Here is a 20,941-nt window from a genome sequence, read left to right as displayed (position 1 = left end):
TATCGTTGAGAACTATAATGTTTGATCTTGATAAGTCCCTTGATCTGCCGTCGCAGCTTCAATGGAAATTTTCGCACGAGCCTGAATTAATGGCTTGGGTGATTCGGGCGCGTAACTACAACACATTTGTAGCCAATGGTATGTTTTTTTTCATGGCTATATTAATATTGGTGAGGGCGTTCATTATGTATTCGGTGTATGAAGGGATGGGTCAGTCTTGGCGAATATCTTCGTGTGTATTTTTTTATATACTTATGTTGTCAGTGGTTTCGTCCATGACCCATCAGCGAATGAATTTTGCCTATCGCTTTACTAAGTCAGGGGTGGAGTGCTGTGAATGGAAAGATTTCCCGAAATGGGCTCTGACATTTTTGAAATGGCTTGCAGGAATAACGGCGATTTTTTCATTTTCATGGCTACCATTGACCCGTCTTTCTTGCTCGGCGCGCTGATAGGTCCCGGAGGCCTGGGCTTGACGTACCTCTCGATGGCGTACTCAAAGAGCTATCGAGAAATGCACGCTCAATATCATCATTTGATATATGAGTGGAGAGATTTCACACAGTTGGCTATTGCAACCAATAGGGAGGTTGTAGATTTAAAATTTACTCACTTCGATCAGCGGCTTGGTCGAATAGTAAGTTGGAGTCTCAACGTTTTTTGCAGGCGAAAGCAAAAAGAAAAAGTAGCGGAGTTCATTAGGCCTTATCTGTCTCCCGGTGTGCCTTGCATTAAGGCGAAAGTTAACGTTCCGCTCAGTACTGATTAATGGTTAGTATACCTTGGCGGGGCGGTGGTGGCCATTTACAGCAAATGCGATCTTTCATGGAGCCGCTGCAACGACCCACGGTAACGGGAAGAACTCTGTATTACGGCGGTGGCAGCCCCCCAAGGCGGTGGCTGTGCTTCTGGGTGCAAATTCAGGAGCCTGCAGCGTTTGAACATCAAATCTCAGCGCTGCAAGTAGCAGATGTTGGCTTTCTCGGGATTTCATGCTGAACCTAATGCGGTGTGACAGTTGTACCGCAAGCTCAGATTTTACGGCCGCTGCGCGACCGATCGCGGGACAAGGCCCGCTCCAGCAGGTTCAGGATTCCAGATCCAGCTTGGCCTCGATATGGTCCAGGTGCTGGTGCATCAAGGCCAGGGCCGCTTCGCCGTCACCCCGTTCGAGCGCATCGATGATCGCGGCGTGCTCCTGCCAGGCGCAATGGCTGCACGGGCGAGCTTCGTACTGGGCGATGATCAACGAAGTTTGTGGCACCAGACCATTGAGAAAGCGCGTCAACGGAGCGTTGTTGGCGATCTCCGCCAGTTTCAGGTGGAACTCGCCGCCCAGGCGGATTGCCGTGCAGCGCTGACCCTGTTCGTGGTGCTGGCGTTCGCGCGCGACCAGTTCACGCAGTTGGCGGATTTTTGCCGGTCGCGAGCGTTGTGCGGCGAGGGTGATCAGGGTGGTTTCGGCCAGACGCCGGGCGCTGAGGATCTGCCGCGCTTGTTGCGGGTCGGGGGCTGCCAGGCGCGCGGTGTGACTCGGGCGTTGAACGATCACTTGCTGGTCGCACAGGCGGCCCAACACCCGGCGAATCACGGTGCGACTGACTCCGAACGCTTCACCCAGTGCCTGTTCAGGCAGGGCGCTGCCCGGCGCCAGGCGCTGTTCGAGAATGGCGTCGAACAGACGCGGGTAGATCTGCTCGGCCGACAGGCGAACTTCGCCATGGGTAAGTAACGGGGGCAGGGCGGTCACAGGGGCTTGGGCGCTGGCGTTCATCAATGCTCTCCTGAATTCAAGTGGCCGGATGTTCGTCCGGTATGTTCAGTTCGATACCCATGCGCCGGCCTTCCTGGAGGATGTGGTGACGCATTTGCGCACTCGCCTGGGCACTGTTTTTGTTGCGGATGGCGCGGACTACCGCTTCATTTTCTTCCAGGCGAGCCGCCAGGTGTTCTGGGGAATTGCGCAGCACCGCGGCACTTTGCTTGAGGGCATTGCTGGTCTGCTGCACCACGCTCTGGAAAATCGGATTGGCGGTGAGGGTGAACAGTTCTTCGTGGAAGGCGATGTAGGCGTTGACCCCAGCTTCGCTGTCCTCGGCCTCAAGGGCTTCGCGCATGTCCATCAGGGTCAGGCGCAACTGGCCGATTTCCTTGCTGCTGATCGACTGCGCAACCAGGCCGACGATGAATGGCTCCAGGGTGTAGCGCAGTTGCAGTACATCTTCCAGGCTGGCTTCGGCCACGCCGGTCTGTGCTTGCGCGGCTTCGGCCAGGTCGGCGTCGAGTACCAGCACCCCTTTGCCCGGCATCGAGCGGACCAGGCCGAGGGTTTCCAGTACGGTCACCGCTTCACGCAGGCTGGGGCGGCTGATGCCCAGTTGCTCGGCCAGCTCACGTTGCCCCGGAAGCATGTCACCGGAACGCCACTGGCCGCGGGCCAGGGCCTGGCGGAGTTTTTCCACTACGGAATTCACTACGGTCGATGAAGTAATCACTGTTCACTCCATGAGTACGCTTGCATGGTTCGCTCCTGGGGCCGGCACCGTCAGTGCCGGCCCTTGCACTCAGAACTCTTGTTGATGGGCGTTGGGTGTCTTGCGTTGGGCAAAGCCAAAGCCCTGTTTGCCAGCCAGTACATTGTTGGCCCGTTCCATGTCGATATCACCTTCCCAGCGGCCGATGGCGACGGTCGCCACACAGTTGCCGATCAGGTTGGTCAACGCCCGGCCGATGCCCATGAACCAGTCCACCGCCAGCACCAGCACCAGGCCGACCACCGGGATCGCCGGAATCGCAGTCAGGGTCGCGGCCAGAATCACCAGCGCCGAACCTGGGATGCCGTGGGCGCCCTTGGAGGTGATCAGCGATACCAGGAGGATGGTCAGCAGGTCGGTCATTGCCAGTGGGGTGCCGGTGGCATTGGCGATGAAGACAATGGCCAGGGTCAGATAGATCGAGAAACCATCGAGGTTAAAGGAATAGCCGGTCGGGATCACCAGGCCGACAGTGGAGTTACCGATGCCCAGGTGTTCGAGTTTGCGCATGATCTGCGGCAATACAGCGTCGGAAGAAGCGGTGCCGAGCACGATGGTCAGCTCTTCGCGCAGGTACTTGATGAACGGCAGGAGACGCAGGCCCGAAAGACGCATCACGGTTCCCAGGATCAACAGCACGAAACCGGTACAGGTCAGGTAGAACAAGGCGACCAGGCCACCCAGGTGCTGCAGCGATTCCAGGCCATATTTGCTGGTGGTGAAGGCGATGGCGCCGAACACGCCGATCGGCGCCAGGCGCACGATCATACCCATGATGCGGAAGATCACATGACTCAGTTCGTTGATCAGCCGCGAGATTCCGGACGCTGCCTCACCGACCAGATTCAGGGCACTGCCGAACAGCACTGAAAACAGCAGCACTTGCAGGATGTTGTTGTCAGCGAAGGCCCCGATCACCGACGTCGGGATCAGGTCCATAAGGAAAGCGGCAGTGCCATGGATATGTTGGCCGCGTTCGGCCAGGTTGCCGGCTTCGGCGCTCGACAGCTGGTCGAGGTGGATGTTGGCGCCGCTGCCGATCCCGGAGGTAAAGGCAAACACCAGGCCGATGACCAAGGCGATGGTGGTCAGTATTTCGAAGTAGATCACCGATTTCAGGCCGATCCGTCCGACCTTTTTCAGGTCGCCCGCACCGGAGATACCGCTGACCACGACACAGAACACGATCAGCCCGATGAGCATTTTGATCAGCTTGATAAAGCCGTCACCCAAGGGTTTGAGCTGCAGGGAAACTTCAGGAAAGCTGAGGCCACAGGCGACGCCAAGCACCAGGCCGAGCACTACTTGGAGGAAGATCGAACGCGAGCACCATTTGAGCATGGGAGGGATCTCTGATCGGTGTCCTTGCTTCGATGCCGGGAGCAGGCGAAAGAGCGGAGGACTTAATTATTGTGGTCTTACCGGTATGTCCAGTGCGGGGGCAGTGTAGGCGCGTATTTTCCGCGTTTGCAAGGGGTTTGTGGCTGAATGGAGAATAATTGGCTTTACCGGTCTGACCAGTTGAGGTTCATCACGCTGATATAGCCAACAAAGGCCAGGTCTGCCGTAGGTTGAAGAGGGGCTAACGCTTGGACAGGGCCCGATCGACAGCTGCGATCAAATCGCCCAAGGCGTGGGATGGAGCGTTGTGGATAACGCCGAACAGGTAACCACGCTGTTCGCCTTCGTCGTCTTGATCGGTGAAAAAGGCTTTCAACTTGATGCCCAATATTTCGGCAAAGACCAACAGGGCGTCGACGCTCGGGGTATAGGTGCCGGTTTCAAAGCGGCTGATGGTCTTGGGGTCGAAGCCGGACCGTTCGCCAAGTTCAGCCTGAGTAAGCCCGGCAACCTTGCGGTAGCGCTTGATGGCCGAACCCAAACTTGAATGATTCATCGCTTGATTTCCATTTAGAATCAAGAACTTAACGGTAACCGTTGGAATGGCACAACGCCATATTTCATCACATTTTGTTGCAAAATGTGATGTAATTCATCCCGTGAATGGGCTGGACAGGTCAAAAACAATCAAGTTTCAACCCGATTTCGTGGCCCGGACATTGGGAAAATCACGCACCTGGCGTGGTTTCCCTGTGCCGGATGTATGGTTTGCGCTAGGCGGCAAACTGCAGCAAAGGGAGTTTCAACGTGCGTTTCAACCTGCCGGTCACCTCTGTCGAACAGACGTTCGGAGATGACCAACGGCTCATTTCTGCTACCGACACCGCCAGCAACATCACCTATTGCAACGCTGAATTCGCCGCCATGAGTGGCTTCAGCCAGGCCGAACTGATCGGCAGCCCACACAACCTGGTACGTCATCCGGACATGCCCGCAGTGGTGTTCCAGCAGATGTGGCAGTACCTCAAGGCCGGCCAAAGCTGGATGGGGATCGTCAAGAATCGCTGCAAGAACGGCAACTTCTATTGGGTCAGCGCCTACGTCACGCCGATTCTTGAAGGTGGTCGCCTGGTGGGCTACGAGTCGGTTCGGGTCAAGCCGAGCCGTGAGCAGGTGCGCCGCGCCGAAGCACTTTACGCGCGTTTGCGTGAGGGCAAGGCAGCGGTTCCTGCGGGGCGGCGTCTGGCGTTGCTGGCGCAGGTTACGTGTGTGCCGCTGCTGGCTGGTGCGATCGCCATCGGTGCCCAGTGGCTGTTGCCTGGTTGGCCGGGCCACGGAATTGCTCTGGGATTGTTCGGCTTGGTCGGTCTGTGGGCGCATCAGCGCCTGGGACGCCAGTTGGCGCAGATCGTCCAAGGCTCGGGCAACACCTTTGCCGATCCTGTCGTGGCGTTGACCTACAGCGACGCTCTGGGGCCTGCGGCGCAGTTGCAAATGATCCTGATCAGCGAAGAGGCGCGGTTGAAAACCGCATTGACGCGACTGAGCGACCTCGCGGTGCAAATGAGCGAGGCGGCCAGAGACTCCAGCAGCCTGTCGGGCCATACCGAATCGGCCCTGCTCGAGCAACGCGCAGAAACCGACATGACCGCCACTGCGATGACCGAGATGGCGGCCTCGATTGCCGAGGTTGCGCGTCATGTGCAGGACACTGCCGGCGAGGCGCACACGGCCAATCAATTGGCCGGACAGGGCAGTGCGGTGGCCGGCAGCATGCGTGAGGCGATCCAGTTGCTGGCCGGCACTGTCAGCCAGATCAATCAGGCCGTAACTCACCTGGCTGGCCAGACCCAGGATATCTCCCTGGCCGCTGAAGTGATCCGTGCGATTGCCGAGCAGACCAACCTGTTGGCCCTCAATGCCGCGATTGAAGCGGCCCGTGCCGGTGAGCAGGGGCGCGGTTTCGCCGTGGTCGCCGATGAAGTACGGGCGCTGGCCGGCAAGACCCGGCAATCGACCGTACAGATTCAGGGCATCATCGAGAGTTTGCGCGCCGGTGCCGACCAGGCGGTGAGTATTGCCAGTCTGGGCATCGATGAAGCGCAGCACGGCGTGGCACGAGTGCTGGAGGCACAGCAGGCATTGCAGGGTATCCGCGTGGCGGTGGAACGTATCAGTGACATGAGCCAGCAAATGGCGGCGGCGTCTCAGGAGCAGTCGTCGGTGGCCGAAGAGGTCTGTGCGCAGATCAACAGCGTTGCCAGCACTGTGCAGCGCACCGCGCAAAACGCCAATGCTGCCGCCACCCGCGGAGCAGAACTGGAACACATTTCTTCGGGCCTGCGTGCCTTGGTCGAGCGCTTCAATCGCTGAGCCTTCAGGGTACGAGATTTTCATGGACGATAATTACCGCACGGCCGTTGATGCGGCCGCGATCTTTTCTGAAACCGACTTGAGTGGTCGGATCACTTACGTCAACGAGCAGTTTTGCAGTATCTCGGGGTACCGTCGCGACGAGCTGCTGGGGGCCAACCACCGGATTCTCAATTCCGGCCTGCACGATCCGGCGTTTTTTGACGGCATGTGGCGTGCCCTGGTCGCTGGCAGGGTGTGGAAGGGCGAGATCTGCAACCGCGCCAAGGACGGTTCGCTGTACTGGGTCGACAGCACCATGGTACCGCTGATCGATCCGGCCAGTGGCCGGGTGCGCAAGTATGTGTCGATCCGCTTCGACGTGACCGAGAAGCGCCGGCTGCTGCATACCCTGCAGTGGCGGGTGGGCCACGACGTGCTGACAGGGCTGCCCAATCGCGCCTACCTGTCTGAGCTGCTGAATCAGGCACTGGAGTTCTCGCGGCGGGAAGACATTGCCTTGGCTGTGTGCATGCTTGATCTGGATGGCTTCAAGGCGGTCAATGACGGCTACGGTCATGCCAGTGGCGACCTGTTGCTGGTGGAAGTGGCCAATCGCTTGAAGGGCATCTTGCGTGGCGGCGATGCGGTGGCGCGGCTCTCGGGCGATGAGTTCGTGTTGATCCTGCGTCATGTACAGGACCCGGCGCAGTTGCAGTTGGCACTGCAACGGGTGCTCAAAGCGATTGCCGCGCCGTACTCGATCCGTGAGCGTGAGGTCAGTGTCAGCGCCAGCATCGGAGTGACCCTGTTCCCCCTCGACAATGAAGATGCCGACACCTTGGTGCGTCATGCCGATCAGGCGCTGTACGTGGCCAAGCAGAGTGGACGCAATCGCTATCACCTGTTCGATGTGTCGCTGGATCGCGAGGTCAAGGCCACTCACCAGACTGTGGCACGGGTGCGTCAGGCCCTGACCAAGGGTGAGCTGTGCCTGCATTACCAACCCAAGGTCAATATGCGCAGTGGCCAGGTGCTCGGTTTCGAGGCGTTGCTGCGCTGGCAGCACCCGCTCAAGGGCTTGGTGGCGCCGACCGATTTCCTGCCGCTGGTGGAGCAGACCGACCTGATTGTCGACATCGGCGAGTGGGTCATCGCCCAGGCCATGGCGCAGATGCAGTGCTGGCAGCAGGCTGGACACGTATGGCCAGTGAGCGTGAACATCGCTGCCCGGCACGTTCAGCGCAGTGACTTTGTCGAGCGCCTCAAGCGCCTGCTGGCGCGTCACCCGGCCGTGGCACCGCAGATGCTCGATCTGGAAATCGTCGAGTCGGTAGCGATCGAGAACATCCAGCGTGTCAGTCAATGCCTGGACGCCTGCCAGCAGTTGGGTGTGCAGTTCTCGCTGGATGATTTCGGCACCGGCTACTCGTCCTTGAGTTACCTCAAGCGGCTGCCGACCCGCACCATCAAGATCGACAAATCCTTTGTGCGCGACATCCTCATCGATCATGACGACCTGGCGCTGACCCGGGCGGTGATCGGTCTGGCCAGGGCCTTTGGTCGCCAGGTGATTGCCGAGGGCCTGGAGACCATCGAGCACGGTCTGTTGCTGATGGGCCTGGGCTGTGATGTCGCTCAGGGCTACGGCATTGCTCGGCCGATGCCGGCCGAGGCGGTCGTCGATTGGGTCGCCAACTATCAACAACCGCCACAGTGGCAGGCATTGGCAGGGCGCTAAGGGGGTTCTTTACGCATTCTTTATGACCTGGCCAGGGTCCTGATCTCGCACCTTTACAGCAGCTCTACCGACAATGACCGTCAGCGGCAAGTGCCGTAAGGACGGAGAGTTTCGATGAGCATTCTGGACGGGGTGTCACTGCTGTTGGCAGTGGCGTTGATGATCTACCTGATGGTCGCGCTGCTGCGCGCTGACCGGGGTTAGGAGCGACCATGCACAGTTACGATTATGCGTTGCTGCTGGCGTTCTTTGCGCTAGTGTTGGTCCCGGCACCCTGGCTTGGGCGTTTCTATTACAAAGTGATGGAGGGGCAGCGCACCTGGCTGTCTCCCGTGTTGGCGCCGGTGGAGCGTGGTTGCTACCGGCTGGCCGGAGTCGATGCTGAAGCCGAGCACAACTGGAAGCAATACACCCTGGCCTTGCTGGCTTTCAACCTGGCCGGTTTCCTGCTGGTGTTTACTGTGTTGCTTGTACAAGGTTATCTGCCGCTCAACCCGCAGCACCTGCCGGGTCAGGAGTGGTCGCTGGCGTTCAATACGGCGGTGAGTTTTGTCACCAATACCAACTGGCAGGCCTACAGCGGTGAAGCGTCGGTCAGCTACCTGAGCCAGATGATCGGGTTGACGGTGCAGAACTTTGTCAGTGCTGCCACCGGCCTTGCCGTGCTGGTCGCGCTGTGCCGCGGGATTGCCCGGCGCTCTGCCCACACCCTGGGCAACTTCTGGGTCGACATGACCCGGGCCACGCTCTACGGCTTGCTGCCGCTGTGCCTGCTGCTGGCCTTGTTGCTGGTCTGGCAGGGCGTGCCACAGACCTTCGGTCATTACGTCCAGGCCCTGACCCTGCAAGGGGCTGACCAGACCATCCCGCTGGGCCCGGCGGCCAGCCAGATCGCCATCAAGCAACTGGGCACCAATGGCGGCGGCTTCTTTGGCGTTAACTCGGCGCACCCGTTCGAGAACCCGACGGCCTGGAGCAACCTGTTCGAAGTTGCCTCGATCATTCTGATTCCGGCAGCCCTGGTGTTCACCTTCGGTCACTATGTCAAAGACCTGCGCCAGAGCCGGGCGATCATCGCCTGCATGCTGGCGCTGTTCCTGATCGGTGGCGGCACGGCGCTGTGGTCGGAATACCAGGCCAACCCGAGCCTGAACAACCCGCAGGTTGCCCAGAGCGCACCACTGGAAGGCAAGGAGAACCGCTTCGGCACCACCGCCAGCGTACTCTGGACGGTGACCACCACCGCCGCTTCCAACGGCTCGGTGAACAACATGCACGACAGCCTCAACCCCATCAGCGGGATGGTCGCGCTGGTCAACATGATGGTTGGCGAGGTGATCTTTGGCGGCGTCGGTGCCGGGCTCTACGGCATGCTGCTCAACGTCCTCATTGCGGTGTTCCTGGCCGGCTTGATGATCGGCCGCACACCGGAGTACCTGGGCAAGAAACTCCAGGCGCGGGAAGTGCAACTGCTGGTGGCGACCCTGCTGGTGATGCCGGTCGGCGTGCTGATTCTCGGCGCTCTGGCGGCCAGTCTGCCAGGCCCCGTTGCGGCGGTGACCAACCCCGGTGCCCACGGCTTCAGTCAGGTGCTCTACGCCTATACCTCGGCCAGCGCCAACAACGGTTCCGCGTTTGCCGGCTTCGGTGCCAACACCACCTACCACAACCTGATGCTCGGCTTGGGCATGTTGATCGGCCGCTTTGGCTACATCCTGCCGGTGCTGGCCCTGGCCGGCAGTCTGGCGCAGAAGAAGAGCGCGCCGCTGGGCGCGAACAGCTTCCCGACCCACGGTCCGTTGTTTGCCACCTTGCTGGTCGTCACCATTCTATTGATCGGTGGATTGACCTTCCTGCCGGCCCTGGCCCTGGGCCCGATCACCGAACACTTGAGCCTGGGTTTCTGAGGAGCGAATCATGAACATGCCGATTCCTGAAGTGAAAGCGGCCCCGGCCCCGGCGGCACGGACTACCTTTGCCGCGCTATGGCGCCCGGCGTTGCTGCAGGCGTTCGTAAAGCTCGACCCGCGTCAGCTCAAACGCTCACCGGTGATGCTGGTGGTGGAGTTGACCGCAATCTTCACAACGTTGTTGTGCCTGGTGCCCGACACTGCTGTTCCGACCGCAGTGGCGGTGCAGATTGCCCTGTGGCTGTGGTTCACTGTGTTGTTCGCCAACTTTGCCGAAGCGCTCGCCGAAGGTCGCGGCAAGGCCCGCGCCGACAGCCTCAAGGCCGGTAGCCAGGGCCTCAGCGCCCGGCGTCGCAACGCTTCGGGCAGTTTCGAGATAGTGCCGGCGACCAGCCTGCGCAAGGACGATGTGGTCAAGGTCATGGCCGGGGAAATGATCCCCAGTGACGGCGAAGTGCTCGAAGGGATTGCCGCAGTCAACGAAGCGGCGATTACCGGTGAGTCCGCGCCGGTAATCCGTGAGTCCGGTGGTGATCGCTCGGCAGTGACCGGCAACACCCGATTGGTTTCTGACTGGTTGCTGATCCGCATCACCAGCAACCCTGGCGAATCGACCCTGGACCGTATGATCGCCCTGGTCGAAGGCGCCAAACGCCAGAAGACGCCCAACGAGATCGCCCTGGACATCCTGCTGATCGGCCTGAGCATGATCTTCCTGGTGGTCGTGGTAACCCTGCAGCCGTTCGCGCACTTTGCCGGTGGCAGCATCCCGCTGGTGTTTCTGGTGGCGCTGCTGGTCACTCTGATCCCGACCACCATCGGTGGTCTGCTGTCGGCCATCGGTATCGCCGGCATGGATCGCCTGGTGCGCCTGAACGTGATTGCCCGCTCTGGTCGCGCCGTGGAAGCCGCCGGTGATGTGCATGTGCTGATGCTCGACAAGACCGGCACCATCACCTTCGGCAACCGTCGTTGCAGTGCGTTGCATGCCGCCCCTGGCGTGACGACCAAAGAACTGGGCGAGGGTGCCTTGCTGGCCTCGCTGGCTGACGACACGGCCGAGGGCAAGTCGATTGTCGAGTACCTGCGCCAGTTGCACGACTTCGTTGAGCCGGCCAGTGCTCAGTTGACGCCGGTGGCCTTCAGTGCCGAAACGCGGCTGTCCGGTGTGGATTATGAGCAGCGTCGGTTCCGTAAAGGTGCGGTGGATTCGGTGCTGGCCTTCGTCGGCATGCAGCGCCTGGAAATGCCAGCGTCGCTGGCCCGCGAAGTGGACAAGATCGCCCAGAGCGGCGGTACCCCATTGTTGGTGTGTGTCGACCAGCGCCTGCTGGGGGTGATCCACCTCAAGGATGTGGTCAAACCGGGGATTCGCGAGCGCTTTGCCGAGCTGCGCAAGCTGGGCATCCGCACCGTGATGGTTACTGGCGACAATCCGCTGACTGCTGCCGCTATCGCCGCCGAAGCCGGGGTCGATGACGTGCTTGCCGAAGCTACCCCGGAGAAGAAACTGGCACGCATTCGCCAGGAACAGAACGACGGACGCCTGGTTGCGATGTGCGGCGACGGCGCCAACGACGCCCCGGCGCTGGCCCAGGCCGATGTCGGCATGGCCATGAACGATGGCACCCAGGCGGCTCGCGAGGCAGCCAACATGGTCGACCTGGACAGCGACCCGACCAAGCTGCTGGATGTGGTCCAGGTCGGCAAGGAACTGCTGGTGACCCGTGGCGCCTTGACCACCTTCTCGATTGCCAACGACGTGGCTAAGTACTTTGCCATCCTTCCAGCCCTGTTTGCCGCGATCTACCCGCAGCTAGGCGTGCTCAACCTCATGCAGCTGAACAGCCCGCAGAGCGCGATTCTCTCGGCCATTGTTTTCAACGCACTGATCATCGTCGTGCTGATTCCCCTGGCCCTGCGCGGCGTGCGGGTACAGGCGGCGAGTGCCGCGCACCTGCTGCGACGCAACCTGCTGATCTACGGCGTGGGCGGGCTGATCGTGCCGTTCGCCGGGATCAAGCTGATCGACATGCTGCTCACTGCTTTGCATCTGGTCTGATACCAAGGAGATGACCATGACAACTTATGTACGTCCGGCCTTGAGCCTGATCCTGCTGATGACCCTGATCACCGGTGCGGTATACCCGCTGGTGGTCACCGGGGTGGCCCAGGTGGCCTTCCCCGAACAGGCCAACGGCAGCCTGCTGCGCGATGATCAGGGCCAGGTGCGCGGCTCGCTGCTGATCGCCCAGGCCTTCAAGGGCGATGCCTGGTTTCACGCCCGGCCATCGGCGGCTGACTATGCCACTGTCGCCAGTGGTGCCAGCAATCTGGCGCCGAGCAATCCGGCGCTGGCCCAGCGCATCAACGACAGCGCCGCGCAACAGTACATCGAGGCGCAGGGCGCGGTCCCGCTGGACCTGCTGACCACCTCCGGTAGCGGTCTGGACCCGCACTTGTCGCCTGCCGCTGTGGCCTATCAGCTGCCGCGGGTGGCGGCTGCGCGGCAGCTCGGCACAGAGGCCTTGCAAGCCTTGGTCGAGCAGTCCACCCTGCAGCCATTGATCGGTCCGCCGGTGGTCAATGTCCTGGCCTTGAACGCCGCCCTTGAACGGCTGGCCCCGGCCTCGAAATAAGGATAGGCAGTGAGCGATAGCAATTCCGAACGCGCCGACGCGTTGTTGGCCGGGCTGCCGCGCGAGGGGCGCGGCAGGCTCAAGGTGTTCCTCGGGGCAGCGCCGGGGGTAGGCAAGACCTACGCCATGCTCCAGGCCGCCCACGCCCAGGTACGCCAAGGCGTACAGGTGCTGGCGGCGGTGGTCGAGACCCATGGCCGGGCCGAAACCGAATCCTTGCTTGCCGGGTTGGCGCAACAACCGCTGGTGCGTTCGGAGTACCGCGGTGTACGGCTGGAGGAGATGGACCTGGATGGCCTGCTCAAGGCTTCGCCACAACTGGCGCTGGTCGATGAGCTGGCCCACAGCAATGCCCCCGGCAGTCGCCACACCAAGCGCTGGCAGGATGTGCAGGAACTGCTGGCTGCCGGTATCGATGTCTACACCACGGTCAACGTTCAGCACTTGGAAAGCCTCAACGACCAGGTGCGCGGTATCACTGGCGTGCAGGTACGTGAAACCCTGCCTGACTGGGTGTTGCAGGAAGCCTTCGAGCTGGTGCTGATCGACCTGCCGCCGCGCGAACTGCTCGAGCGTTTGCGCGAAGGCAAGGTGTACGTGCCTGAGCAGGCGCGGGCGGCAATCGATGCCTTCTTTAGCCAGACCAACCTCACCGCTTTGCGCGAGCTGGCCATGCAGACTGCGGCGGCCCAGGTCGATGCCGACCTGGCACACGGTTACCGTCAGCTCGGCCAGGACGCACCCTCGTTGCGTGGGCGCTTGCTGGTCGGGGTGGATGGCGATGCACAGGCCGAGCGCCTGGTGCGTCATGCCAGCCGGGTGGCCCAGCGTCGTCACCTGCCCTGGAGCCTGGTGCATGTCGACAATGGCAAACTGCGTGACGAAACCGCTCGCCAGCGTTTGCAGGCAGCCCAGCAGCTGGCCGAGCGCCTGGGTGGCGAAGTGGTGTTACTGCGCGCGGGTGAAGTGGCTAAAACCCTGATCCAGCACGCTCTGGAACGGCGCGCCAACCTGGTGTTGGTCGGCCAGTCCCGTGATCGCCTGCGACGGCGCTTGTTCGGTGCCGGCGTGGCCACACGTTTGTTGCGTGAGGCCCATGGCCTGGAAATCAACGTGCTCGACCGTGACGAGCGGTCTGAACCGCCGAGTGCGGCGGTGAAGAAGGTCTGGGTCTGGCGGCACTACCTGTTGGCGCTGGTCGCCACCGTGCTCGCTGCGGGAATTTCCTGGGGTGTTTCCAGTGTCCTGGCCTTGCCCAACATCTCGCTGGTGTTTCTTGCCGCCGTGTTGCTGGTGGCCGTGCGCAGTAGCCTGGGCCCGGCGCTGGCCTGTGCGGTCATGTCATTTCTGACCTACGACTTCCTGTTCATCCCACCGACCTTTTCCTTCAGCATCCAGCGTGAAGAGGATGTGCTGACGTCGCTGTTCTTTCTGTTGATGGCGGCGCTCACCGGCAACCTGGCGGCACGTCAGCGCCGGCAGTTGCAGGCGTTGCGCGAAACCCAGGAGCAGACCAACCAGTTGCTTGATCTGTCGCGCAAGTTGACTGCCGCTACCGACCGCCAGGCGGTGTTCAATGCTGCCGGGCAGCACCTCGATGGTTGGAACGATCTACAGGTTTGCCTGCTGGAGCGCGATGTCGAAGGGCGCCTGCAAGTTGTCAGTGCTGGCAGCGTGCAGTTCAGCGACAACGAGCGGGCCGCCGCCGACTGGGCCTGGCAGCACGATCAGGCGGCAGGATTGGGTAGTGATACCTTGCCCAATGGCCATTGGTGGTGGTGGCCGTTGTCGGTGGAGGAGCAGCCACTGGCGCTGCTCGGCGTGCGCCCGCGTCAGGACCAGGGCCTGACACCGCAGCGCCGTCGTTTGCTCAAGGCCTTGAGCCAGCCATTGGCTCAAGCCCTGGCCAGGGCGCGTCTGGCCGAACAACTGGAGGCGGCACGTTTGCATGGCGAAACCGAGCAGCTGCGCAGTGCCTTGCTTGCCTCGGTGTCCCATGATCTGCGAACGCCCTTGACCGCCATGCGTGGCAGCATCGACAGTCTGCTAGCCCTGGGGGAGGCTATTCCCATGGCCGACCGCCAGGAATTGCTTGAAGGCACACGCAACGAAGCCGAGCGTCTGGACCGCTACATCCAGAACCTGCTGGACATGACCCGTCTGGGTCACGGTGGCCTGAAGCTGGCCCGTGACTGGGTGGCGCCCACCGATATCGTCGGCAGTGCACTCAACCGCTTGCGGGTAGTGCTGGCACCGTTGCAGGTGTCCACCGAGGTGGCCGACGGTTTGCCGCTGCTGTTCGTGCATGCCGCCTTGATCGAGCAGGCGCTGGTCAATGTGCTGGAGAACGCCGCGCGCTTTTCCCCGGCCAACGGACGCCTGCAGTTGCAGGTGTCGGCTGGCGATGGACACTTGCGCTTCGCGGTCAGCGATGAGGGCCCGGGTATTCCTCCGGCTGATCGCGAGAAGATCTTCGATATGTTCTACACCGCTGCCCGGGGCGATCGTGGTGGGCAGGGCACCGGTCTTGGTCTGGCGATCTGCCAGGGCATGATCGGGGCGCACGGTGGGCATATTCTGGTAAGTGAGGGTATCGATGGTCATGGCACCTGCATCACATTATGCTTGCCGCTTCCGACCCAGCCCGAGCCTGAAAGCGAAGCGCCATGAGCCAGATCGCAACCATTCTTGTCATCGATGACGAACCACAGATCCGCAAGTTCCTGCGCATCAGCCTCAGCTCCCAGGGCTATAAGGTAGTGGAGGCGGCCAGCGGTGCCGAAGGCCTGACCCAGGCCGCCCTGGCCCGGCCCGACCTGGTGGTGCTCGACCTTGGCCTGCCGGACATGGACGGGCAACAGGTGCTGCGCGAGCTGCGTGAGTGGAGCCCGGTGCCGGTGCTGGTGTTGTCAGTGCGTGCCAGTGAAATCCAGAAAGTCGAGGCCCTTGATAGCGGTGCCAACGACTACGTGACCAAGCCGTTCGGCATCCAGGAGTTTCTTGCCCGGGTGCGCGCGTTGTTGCGCCAGGCACCCCAGGCTGCGGCAACGGATGTCGCCCCAAGCTTCGGGCCCTTGACGGTTGATCTGGCCTTTCGCAAGGTCACCCTGGACGGTGTCGAAGTGGCCCTGACCCGCAAGGAATACGCGCTGTTGGCGCAGCTGGCAACGCATCCGGGGCGGGTGATTACCCAGCAGCAACTGCTCAAGGACATCTGGGGGGCGACCCATGTCGACGACACGCACTACTTGCGAATTGTTGTCGCCCATGTGCGGCAAAAGCTGGGCGATGACCCGACGGCGCCACGCTTCATCATCACCGAGCCTGGGGTGGGGTACCGGCTGGTGGGGCCGGAGCAGGGTTAAGACGGTGAGTGGGAGAGGGCTTGCCCCACAGACAGCTGCTCCCACACTTTCAAGCAATCAGCGCCGTTCCGCCTCATAGTTCTCCATGGTATCCCGTGCAATTTCCCGGCCCAGGGCGATCAGCTCCGGCGCTTTGTAAAACTCGAAAAAACGACATACCCGCTTGGGGACGTTGATCAGCACGTCCGGCGGGTAGCCGGCGATCTTGTACTGAGCCAGCGAGGTCTGCATCACTTCAAAGCTCTGGTTGATCAGGTCCAGCAGTGACGCGGGGCCGACGTTGTCGATGATGAACGAGCCGGCCGCCGACTTCGGTGCGCCGTCACTTTCCGGCGCTGCGGCCGGTTGCTGGGCTTCGGGATCGGCGGCGTCGCTGAGCCAGGGGTTGGGGATCTGCGCGGCCTGTGGTGCGAGCACTTGTTCGATGCGCATCAGCTGTTCGGCCTGTTTACGCCGGAACGGCAGGTGTGAACCCAGGGAACTGATCAGATTGTCAAAACGCAGCTTGAAGGCGGCCGGGCGTTCGATTACCGGTAGCTGGTACTGTTTTTGGTTAGTCGAGTTGAGGTTCACGGCAATGATCAGGTCGCAGTGGCTGGAGACCACCGGAATGATCGGCAATGGGTTGAGAATACCGCCATCAACCAGCATGCGGTTGCCTTGCACCACCGGGGTGAACAGGCTGGGAATCGCCGCCGAGGCGCGCATGGCCTGGTGCAGACAACCTTCCTGGAACCAGATTTCCTGCTGGTTGGTGAGGTCGGCGGCCACTGCCGTGTAGGGGATGCGCAGTTCTTCGATATTCACTTCGCCGACGATCTTGCGGATCTGCCCGAACACTTTCTCGCCTCGGATCGCGCCCAGGCGAAAGCTCACATCCACCAGACGCAGCACGTCCAGATAGTCCAGGCTCTCGATCCAGTTGCGATACTCCTCAAGCTTGCCCGCCGCATAGATCCCGCCAATCACCGCCCCCATGGAACAACCGGCGATACAGGCGATGTCATAACCGCGACGTTCCAGTTCTTCGATCACACCAATGTGCGCATACCCGCGAGCTCCGCCTGAGCCCAATACCAATGCCACGCGTTTGCTCATGATGGCTCCCGGTTGTACTGCGTCGATGCTCTAACAATGCGCCCATTCGCATCTGTGCTTCAATCGTCATTCGCGCTGCGCTACGCTTTGCAGGGCACTTTTCTTCTTTGTAGTCGTCGAACACGCCACGTTGAACATTTCTTTTGAGGGAACACCGATGAAAGCCTGGATTTGCCTGCCCCTGATTGCTTTGGTCCTGACTGGTTGTGCCGGCAAGACAGCCTATCGTGACAGTTGCGCCAATCAGCTGGACTCGGCCTGGAAGGAGCTCGACCTGGCCAAGGCCGAAGGCTTTGCCGGTACGGTCAGTTACTCCAAGGCGCTTTCATTGTTGACCGGGGCCAAGACCCAGCAGCAGTTCGAAGCTTTCGAAGGGTGCAGCAACAAAGCACAGAAGGCCCGTTTCTACATTCGTGAATCCCGCGCCGGTCGCTGACCCAGGAGAACACCATGTCGGCCATGCTCGACCATGTGATTGCCCAGGTACTGGCCCTGCAGGTGCGCCTGCTCGGTTGCCAGGCGCGGCTGGCGGCTGACACCGACAGCGAGGCGCTGCATGACCTGCGGATTGCCACGCGACGTTTGCGCAGCTTGTTGCGACCACTGCGTGAGTTGCCAGGGGTCGAGCAGCTCGAAGGCGCGGCGCAGGCGTTGGGCAGTCTGACCACGCCGTTGCGTGACCGCGAGGTGCTGGCGGCGCAGTTGTTCGAGCGCGGTCAGTTGGCGGCGGCGCAGGTGCGTCTGGCTCACCGCCGGGAAACCTTCGCCAGTGTTGCCGAGAGTGCCGAACTGGGCCGGCTGCTGACGATTGCCGATGCCTTTCCGATCTTCCTGCGGGCCGCTGAGCGTGAAGGCTTGATCCGTAAACTGCACAAGCGCATCGACAGGCGTCTGGAAAAACAGTGGAAGAAGTTGCGCCAAGCGCTACAGGACCCGGCCCATGACCGTCATCGCCTGCGCTTGCTGATCAAACGCGTACGCTATGCGGCTGAAGCCTACCCGCAACTGGAGCATGCCGGGCGCCGCTTGCAGCGCTTGCTCAAGCAGGCACAAAGCGACCTGGGCAGTTGGCACGATCTTCTGCAGTGGTTGCTGCAGGCCGAACAGCAGCGAGACCTGGCGCCTTGTGTCGAGCATTGGCAAGCACAGCTGGAGGACGCCGAACAGCGTGCCGATGTCACCCTGGAGCGCTTGCAAACGCTGCTGGTGCAGCGATAAGCCGCAGATATGGCTGAATTGCGGGCTGCCGCTGGCGCTTCTGCTGGTTAAGATCGGCCTTTTCCCACGGATGAGATCGGCATGAATTTCTCGCAATTACTCAAGACGGTCCGCCTGCATCCCCAGGCGGTAACCATTCCTGCCAGTTGGGCACAAGGGCGTGCCTGTTTCGGTGGCCTGATGGCGGCCCTGCTCTACGAAACCATGCTTACCAAGACCTCGCCCGGTCGCCCGGTGCGTTCCCTGGCGATCACCTTCGTTGGCCCAGCCGAGCCCGAGGTGCCGATCAGTTTTGAAGTGGAGCTGCTGCGTGAGGGCAAGGCCGTCAGTTCACTGTTGGGCCGTGCCGTACAAAACGGCCAGGTGGTGACCCTGATACAGGGCAGCTTCGGTGGTGGACGCGATTCCGTGGTCGATGTGCCGGCACTACCTGCTGTAGAGATGAGCAGCCTTGAGGCTGCCACCGGCGAGCTCCCCTATATCAAAGGCGTGACCCCTGAGTTCATGCAGCATGTGTCCTTGCGCTGGGCGATCGGCGGGATTCCGTTCAGCAACAATCACTCGCGCAGTATGGGCGGTTGGGTCCGGTTGCGTGACGAAGGTGGTGACGAAACTCTGAGTGAAGCGCACCTGCTGGCCCTGGTCGACGCCTGGCCACCGACCTTGCTGTCGCACCTGAGCAAGCCTGCGGCCGGTAGCACCTTGACCTGGACCATCGAATTCATTCAGCCAGTGGCGAGCCTGACCACCCAGGACTGGTGCAAGTACTGCGTGCAGACTGAGTATGCTCGCGATGGCTATGGACACGCGGCAGCCGCCCTGTGGACGGCCTCAGGTGAGTTGCTGGCCATCAGCCGGCAAACGGTGACCGTGTTCGGCTAGTGGCCTGTACGGTTAATTCGAGTAGGGCCACTAGTGACGATGGCGGTGGCCCTGACGCTGCAGGCCAAGGCCTGCGATCAGGGTGATGATGCCGACGGCCAGTTGCCCCAGGTCCAGCGAGAACAATCCGGACAGCACCAGTAGCACGCCGAGGATGAACAGCGGCACAGCGATCAGGTGCAACACCAGGTTGGTCGGGTTGCGGTGATTGTGGTGGTAGCCACGCCATTGCCAGGCGTGCAGGTTGGGCAAGCGTTTGCTCATGGGAAATTCCTCAGGGCTATGTCTGAAGAATAGTGCGGCCCCCGTCAGGGGGCCAATGAGCGCCGGCTATCGGGCTTATAGCTTGAGCTGGCCAATGGCCTTGTTCAGTTCGCCGGCCAGGGTGGCCAGCTCGCTGCTGGTGGTGGCCGAGTCGACCGTCTGCTGCACGGTTTCTTCAGTGACATCACGAATGCTCACCACCGCCCGGTTCATTTCTTCAGCTACCTGGCTTTGCTGCTCAGCGGCGACGGCAATCTGTGTATTGCTTTCGCGCATCTGCGCGACCGCACTGGTGATCTCGGCCAGGGCGGCGCCGGCTTCCTGGGCTTGCTGAACGCAATCGTCAGCCTTGAACGAGCTTTCCTGCATGAAGTCCACCGCATCGCGGGTGCCTGCCTGCAGCGCCGCAACCATGGTGGTGATTTCATCGGTGGAGGCCTGCACACGCTTGGCCAGGTTGCGCACTTCATCGGCGACGACGGCAAAGCCACGACCCAGGTCGCCAGCACGGGCAGCTTCGATAGCCGCGTTGAGGGCCAGCAGGTTGGTCTGCTCGGCGATGCTGTGGATCACGCCGACCACACCATTGATCTTCTGACTGTCCTCGGCCAGTTGGTGAATCATTTCGGCGGTCTGCTGCACGCCGCTGGACAATCCGGAAATCGAGGTCTGCACGCGGCTGACTACTTCCTGGCCGCTGCCGGCCAGGATGTCGGCGGTCTGCGACAGATCGCGGGTGGCGCCGGCATGCTGGGCGATGTGATACACCGTGGCCGACATTTCATTGATGGCGGTGGCGGCCTGATCGGTTTCGCTCTGCTGGCCGAGCATGCCGTGGCGCACATCGTTCATGCTTGCCGCCAGGCGCGCAGCTCCGGAGTCGAGCTGGGCTGCAGTACGCGCTACGGTGTTGACCACGCGGTGATAGGTGGTCTGCATGGCGTTGAAGGCGCTGGCCATCTGGCCGACCTCATCGCCACAGGACAAGGGCACCCGGGCAGAGAGGTCGCCGGTCTTCTCGACATGCAGCATCACGTCCTTGAGGGTGTTGAGCTGGCTGAGCAGGAAGCGGATCAGCAACTGCGAGGCGCAGAGCATCGCCAGCATCAGGATCAGCACGCAAACCGCGTAGTTGCTGAAGCGGTCGGTAAACACCTGGAGCAGGCTGGGGGAGGGGGCGAGAACGGCGATTCGCTGGCCGTCGCGGCTGAGCACCTGAGCGCCACTCAGCGGGGTGGTGCCGGTCAGGGCCAACCCCTGCAACTCGACCCAGCCCTGGGCGTTGGCCAGGGTTTCGAGATTTTCATCAGCAAACGAGGGCACTTGCCCCGGGGCGTACTGCAGCCATAACGGGTTGTGCGGCAGGGCCTGGCCAGCCGGCCAGGCTGCCAGCAACTGAGCCTCGGACTGGGCCTTGGCCTGGGCTTGCTGCGCCCGGGCCTGTTGCTCCAGGTGCACGGCATACAGCACCAGGAACAGGGTTGTGACGAAGGCCACCGCATTGACGGCCCAGAATTTGTATTTCAGGGAGATATTGCTAAGCCAGGCACCCATGGAAGGTCTTCTCTGATTGAGCGGAAACATTGTTGGCAAGGTG

18 protein-coding genes and 2 pseudogenes are annotated in these 20,941 nt (G+C 61.4%); 13 read left to right on the top strand and 7 right to left on the bottom strand.

The window, feature by feature from the left end; genetic code table 11:
• Positions 1-17 precede the first annotated feature (17 nt).
• Positions 18-452 carry a hypothetical protein gene (locus tag C6382_RS24530; protein WP_371919545.1) on the top strand — a complete coding sequence of 145 codons (435 nt, stop codon included), beginning with the start codon at positions 18-20 and terminating at the stop codon, positions 450-452.
• A gap of 635 nt (positions 453-1,087) precedes the next feature.
• On the opposite strand, the gene C6382_RS01675 is transcribed toward C6382_RS24530, so the two are convergent.
• The 4 genes from C6382_RS01675 to C6382_RS01660 form a co-directional block, all read right to left on the bottom strand.
• Entirely contained in the window at positions 1,088-1,774 is a 687-nt protein-coding gene (locus tag C6382_RS01675) for a GntR family transcriptional regulator (protein ID WP_107022811.1), read from the bottom strand.
• Positions 1,775-1,790: 16 nt separating this feature from the next.
• Positions 1,791-2,495, bottom strand: coding sequence for a FadR/GntR family transcriptional regulator (locus tag C6382_RS01670; RefSeq protein ID WP_107022810.1), 705 nt, complete (start codon positions 2,493-2,495; stop codon positions 1,791-1,793).
• Between the two features lie 69 nt (positions 2,496-2,564).
• The gene (locus C6382_RS01665; protein ID WP_107022809.1) at positions 2,565-3,875 is read right to left on the bottom strand and encodes a C4-dicarboxylate transporter DctA; all 1,311 of its coding nucleotides are present in this window, start codon (positions 3,873-3,875) and stop codon (positions 2,565-2,567) included.
• 241 nt (positions 3,876-4,116) lie between these two features.
• Positions 4,117-4,431, bottom strand: a complete 315-nt coding sequence (locus C6382_RS01660) for a helix-turn-helix domain-containing protein (protein WP_107022808.1) — start codon at positions 4,429-4,431, stop codon at positions 4,117-4,119.
• Positions 4,432-4,799: 368 nt separating this feature from the next.
• Here C6382_RS01660 and C6382_RS24525 point away from each other — a divergent pair.
• From C6382_RS24525 to C6382_RS01620, 9 genes and pseudogenes are all read left to right on the top strand, one after another.
• Positions 4,800-4,961 (top strand): annotated as a pseudogene (locus C6382_RS24525) (PAS domain-containing protein); the annotation flags it as partial.
• A 408-nt stretch (positions 4,962-5,369) separates the two neighbouring features.
• A complete protein-coding gene (locus tag C6382_RS24520; protein ID WP_371919547.1) occupies positions 5,370-6,248 on the top strand; it encodes a methyl-accepting chemotaxis protein in 879 nt (292 codons plus the stop codon).
• A 22-nt stretch (positions 6,249-6,270) separates the two neighbouring features.
• Entirely contained in the window at positions 6,271-7,968 is a 1,698-nt protein-coding gene (locus C6382_RS01650) for a bifunctional diguanylate cyclase/phosphodiesterase (RefSeq protein WP_107022806.1), read from the top strand.
• A gap of 114 nt (positions 7,969-8,082) precedes the next feature.
• Positions 8,083-8,172 (top strand): K(+)-transporting ATPase subunit F, encoded by a 90-nt coding sequence (gene kdpF, locus C6382_RS01645; protein WP_105642480.1) that lies wholly within the window; start codon positions 8,083-8,085, stop codon positions 8,170-8,172.
• An 8-nt stretch (positions 8,173-8,180) separates the two neighbouring features.
• Complete coding sequence (gene kdpA / locus C6382_RS01640; protein WP_107022805.1) at positions 8,181-9,875, top strand: potassium-transporting ATPase subunit KdpA; 1,695 nt, start codon at positions 8,181-8,183, stop codon at positions 9,873-9,875.
• 10 nt (positions 9,876-9,885) lie between these two features.
• The gene (gene kdpB / locus C6382_RS01635; RefSeq protein ID WP_107022804.1) at positions 9,886-11,940 is read left to right on the top strand and encodes a potassium-transporting ATPase subunit KdpB; all 2,055 of its coding nucleotides are present in this window, start codon (positions 9,886-9,888) and stop codon (positions 11,938-11,940) included.
• 16 nt (positions 11,941-11,956) lie between these two features.
• The gene (gene kdpC / locus C6382_RS01630) at positions 11,957-12,517 is read left to right on the top strand and encodes a potassium-transporting ATPase subunit KdpC (RefSeq protein ID WP_107022803.1); all 561 of its coding nucleotides are present in this window, start codon (positions 11,957-11,959) and stop codon (positions 12,515-12,517) included.
• 9 nt (positions 12,518-12,526) lie between these two features.
• A complete protein-coding gene (locus C6382_RS01625) occupies positions 12,527-15,187 on the top strand; it encodes a sensor histidine kinase KdpD (protein ID WP_107022802.1) in 2,661 nt (886 codons plus the stop codon).
• Positions 15,184-15,882 (top strand): response regulator, encoded by a 699-nt coding sequence (locus C6382_RS01620; RefSeq protein ID WP_107022801.1) that lies wholly within the window; start codon positions 15,184-15,186, stop codon positions 15,880-15,882. Before C6382_RS01625 ends, C6382_RS01620 begins: the two co-directional genes overlap by 4 nt.
• Positions 15,883-15,939: 57 nt before the next feature.
• Here the strand turns inward: C6382_RS01620 and C6382_RS01615 are convergent, their stop codons facing one another.
• Positions 15,940-16,980, bottom strand: coding sequence for a patatin-like phospholipase family protein (locus tag C6382_RS01615; RefSeq protein WP_107022800.1), 1,041 nt, complete (start codon positions 16,978-16,980; stop codon positions 15,940-15,942).
• A 157-nt stretch (positions 16,981-17,137) separates the two neighbouring features.
• Between C6382_RS01615 and C6382_RS01610 the strand changes: the two genes are divergently transcribed.
• From C6382_RS01610 to C6382_RS01600, 3 genes are all read left to right on the top strand, one after another.
• The gene (locus tag C6382_RS01610) at positions 17,138-17,416 is read left to right on the top strand and encodes a hypothetical protein (protein WP_107022799.1); all 279 of its coding nucleotides are present in this window, start codon (positions 17,138-17,140) and stop codon (positions 17,414-17,416) included.
• Positions 17,417-17,430: 14 nt separating this feature from the next.
• Positions 17,431-18,198: a CHAD domain-containing protein gene (locus tag C6382_RS01605; RefSeq protein ID WP_107022798.1), complete on the top strand. Its 768-nt coding sequence runs from the start codon at positions 17,431-17,433 to the stop codon at positions 18,196-18,198.
• Positions 18,199-18,279: 81 nt separating this feature from the next.
• On the top strand, positions 18,280-19,080 hold the full coding sequence (locus C6382_RS01600) for an acyl-CoA thioesterase II (protein WP_107022797.1): 801 nt from the start codon (positions 18,280-18,282) through the stop codon (positions 19,078-19,080).
• A 42-nt stretch (positions 19,081-19,122) separates the two neighbouring features.
• Here the strand turns inward: C6382_RS01600 and C6382_RS01595 are convergent.
• Both C6382_RS01595 and C6382_RS01590 read right to left on the bottom strand, forming a co-directional pair.
• Positions 19,123-19,344, bottom strand: a pseudogene (locus tag C6382_RS01595) (Mpo1-like protein); the annotation flags it as partial.
• A gap of 75 nt (positions 19,345-19,419) precedes the next feature.
• Complete coding sequence (locus C6382_RS01590) at positions 19,420-20,898, bottom strand: methyl-accepting chemotaxis protein (RefSeq protein WP_107022796.1); 1,479 nt, start codon at positions 20,896-20,898, stop codon at positions 19,420-19,422.
• Between the last annotated feature and the right edge of the window lie 43 nt (positions 20,899-20,941).

Source organism: Pseudomonas sp. BBP2017 (assembly GCF_003024385.1).
Classification (GTDB): domain Bacteria; phylum Pseudomonadota; class Gammaproteobacteria; order Pseudomonadales; family Pseudomonadaceae; genus Aquipseudomonas.
The sequence above is the reverse complement of the archived record's forward strand: the minus strand, read 5'-3'. Positions and strand labels throughout refer to the sequence as shown.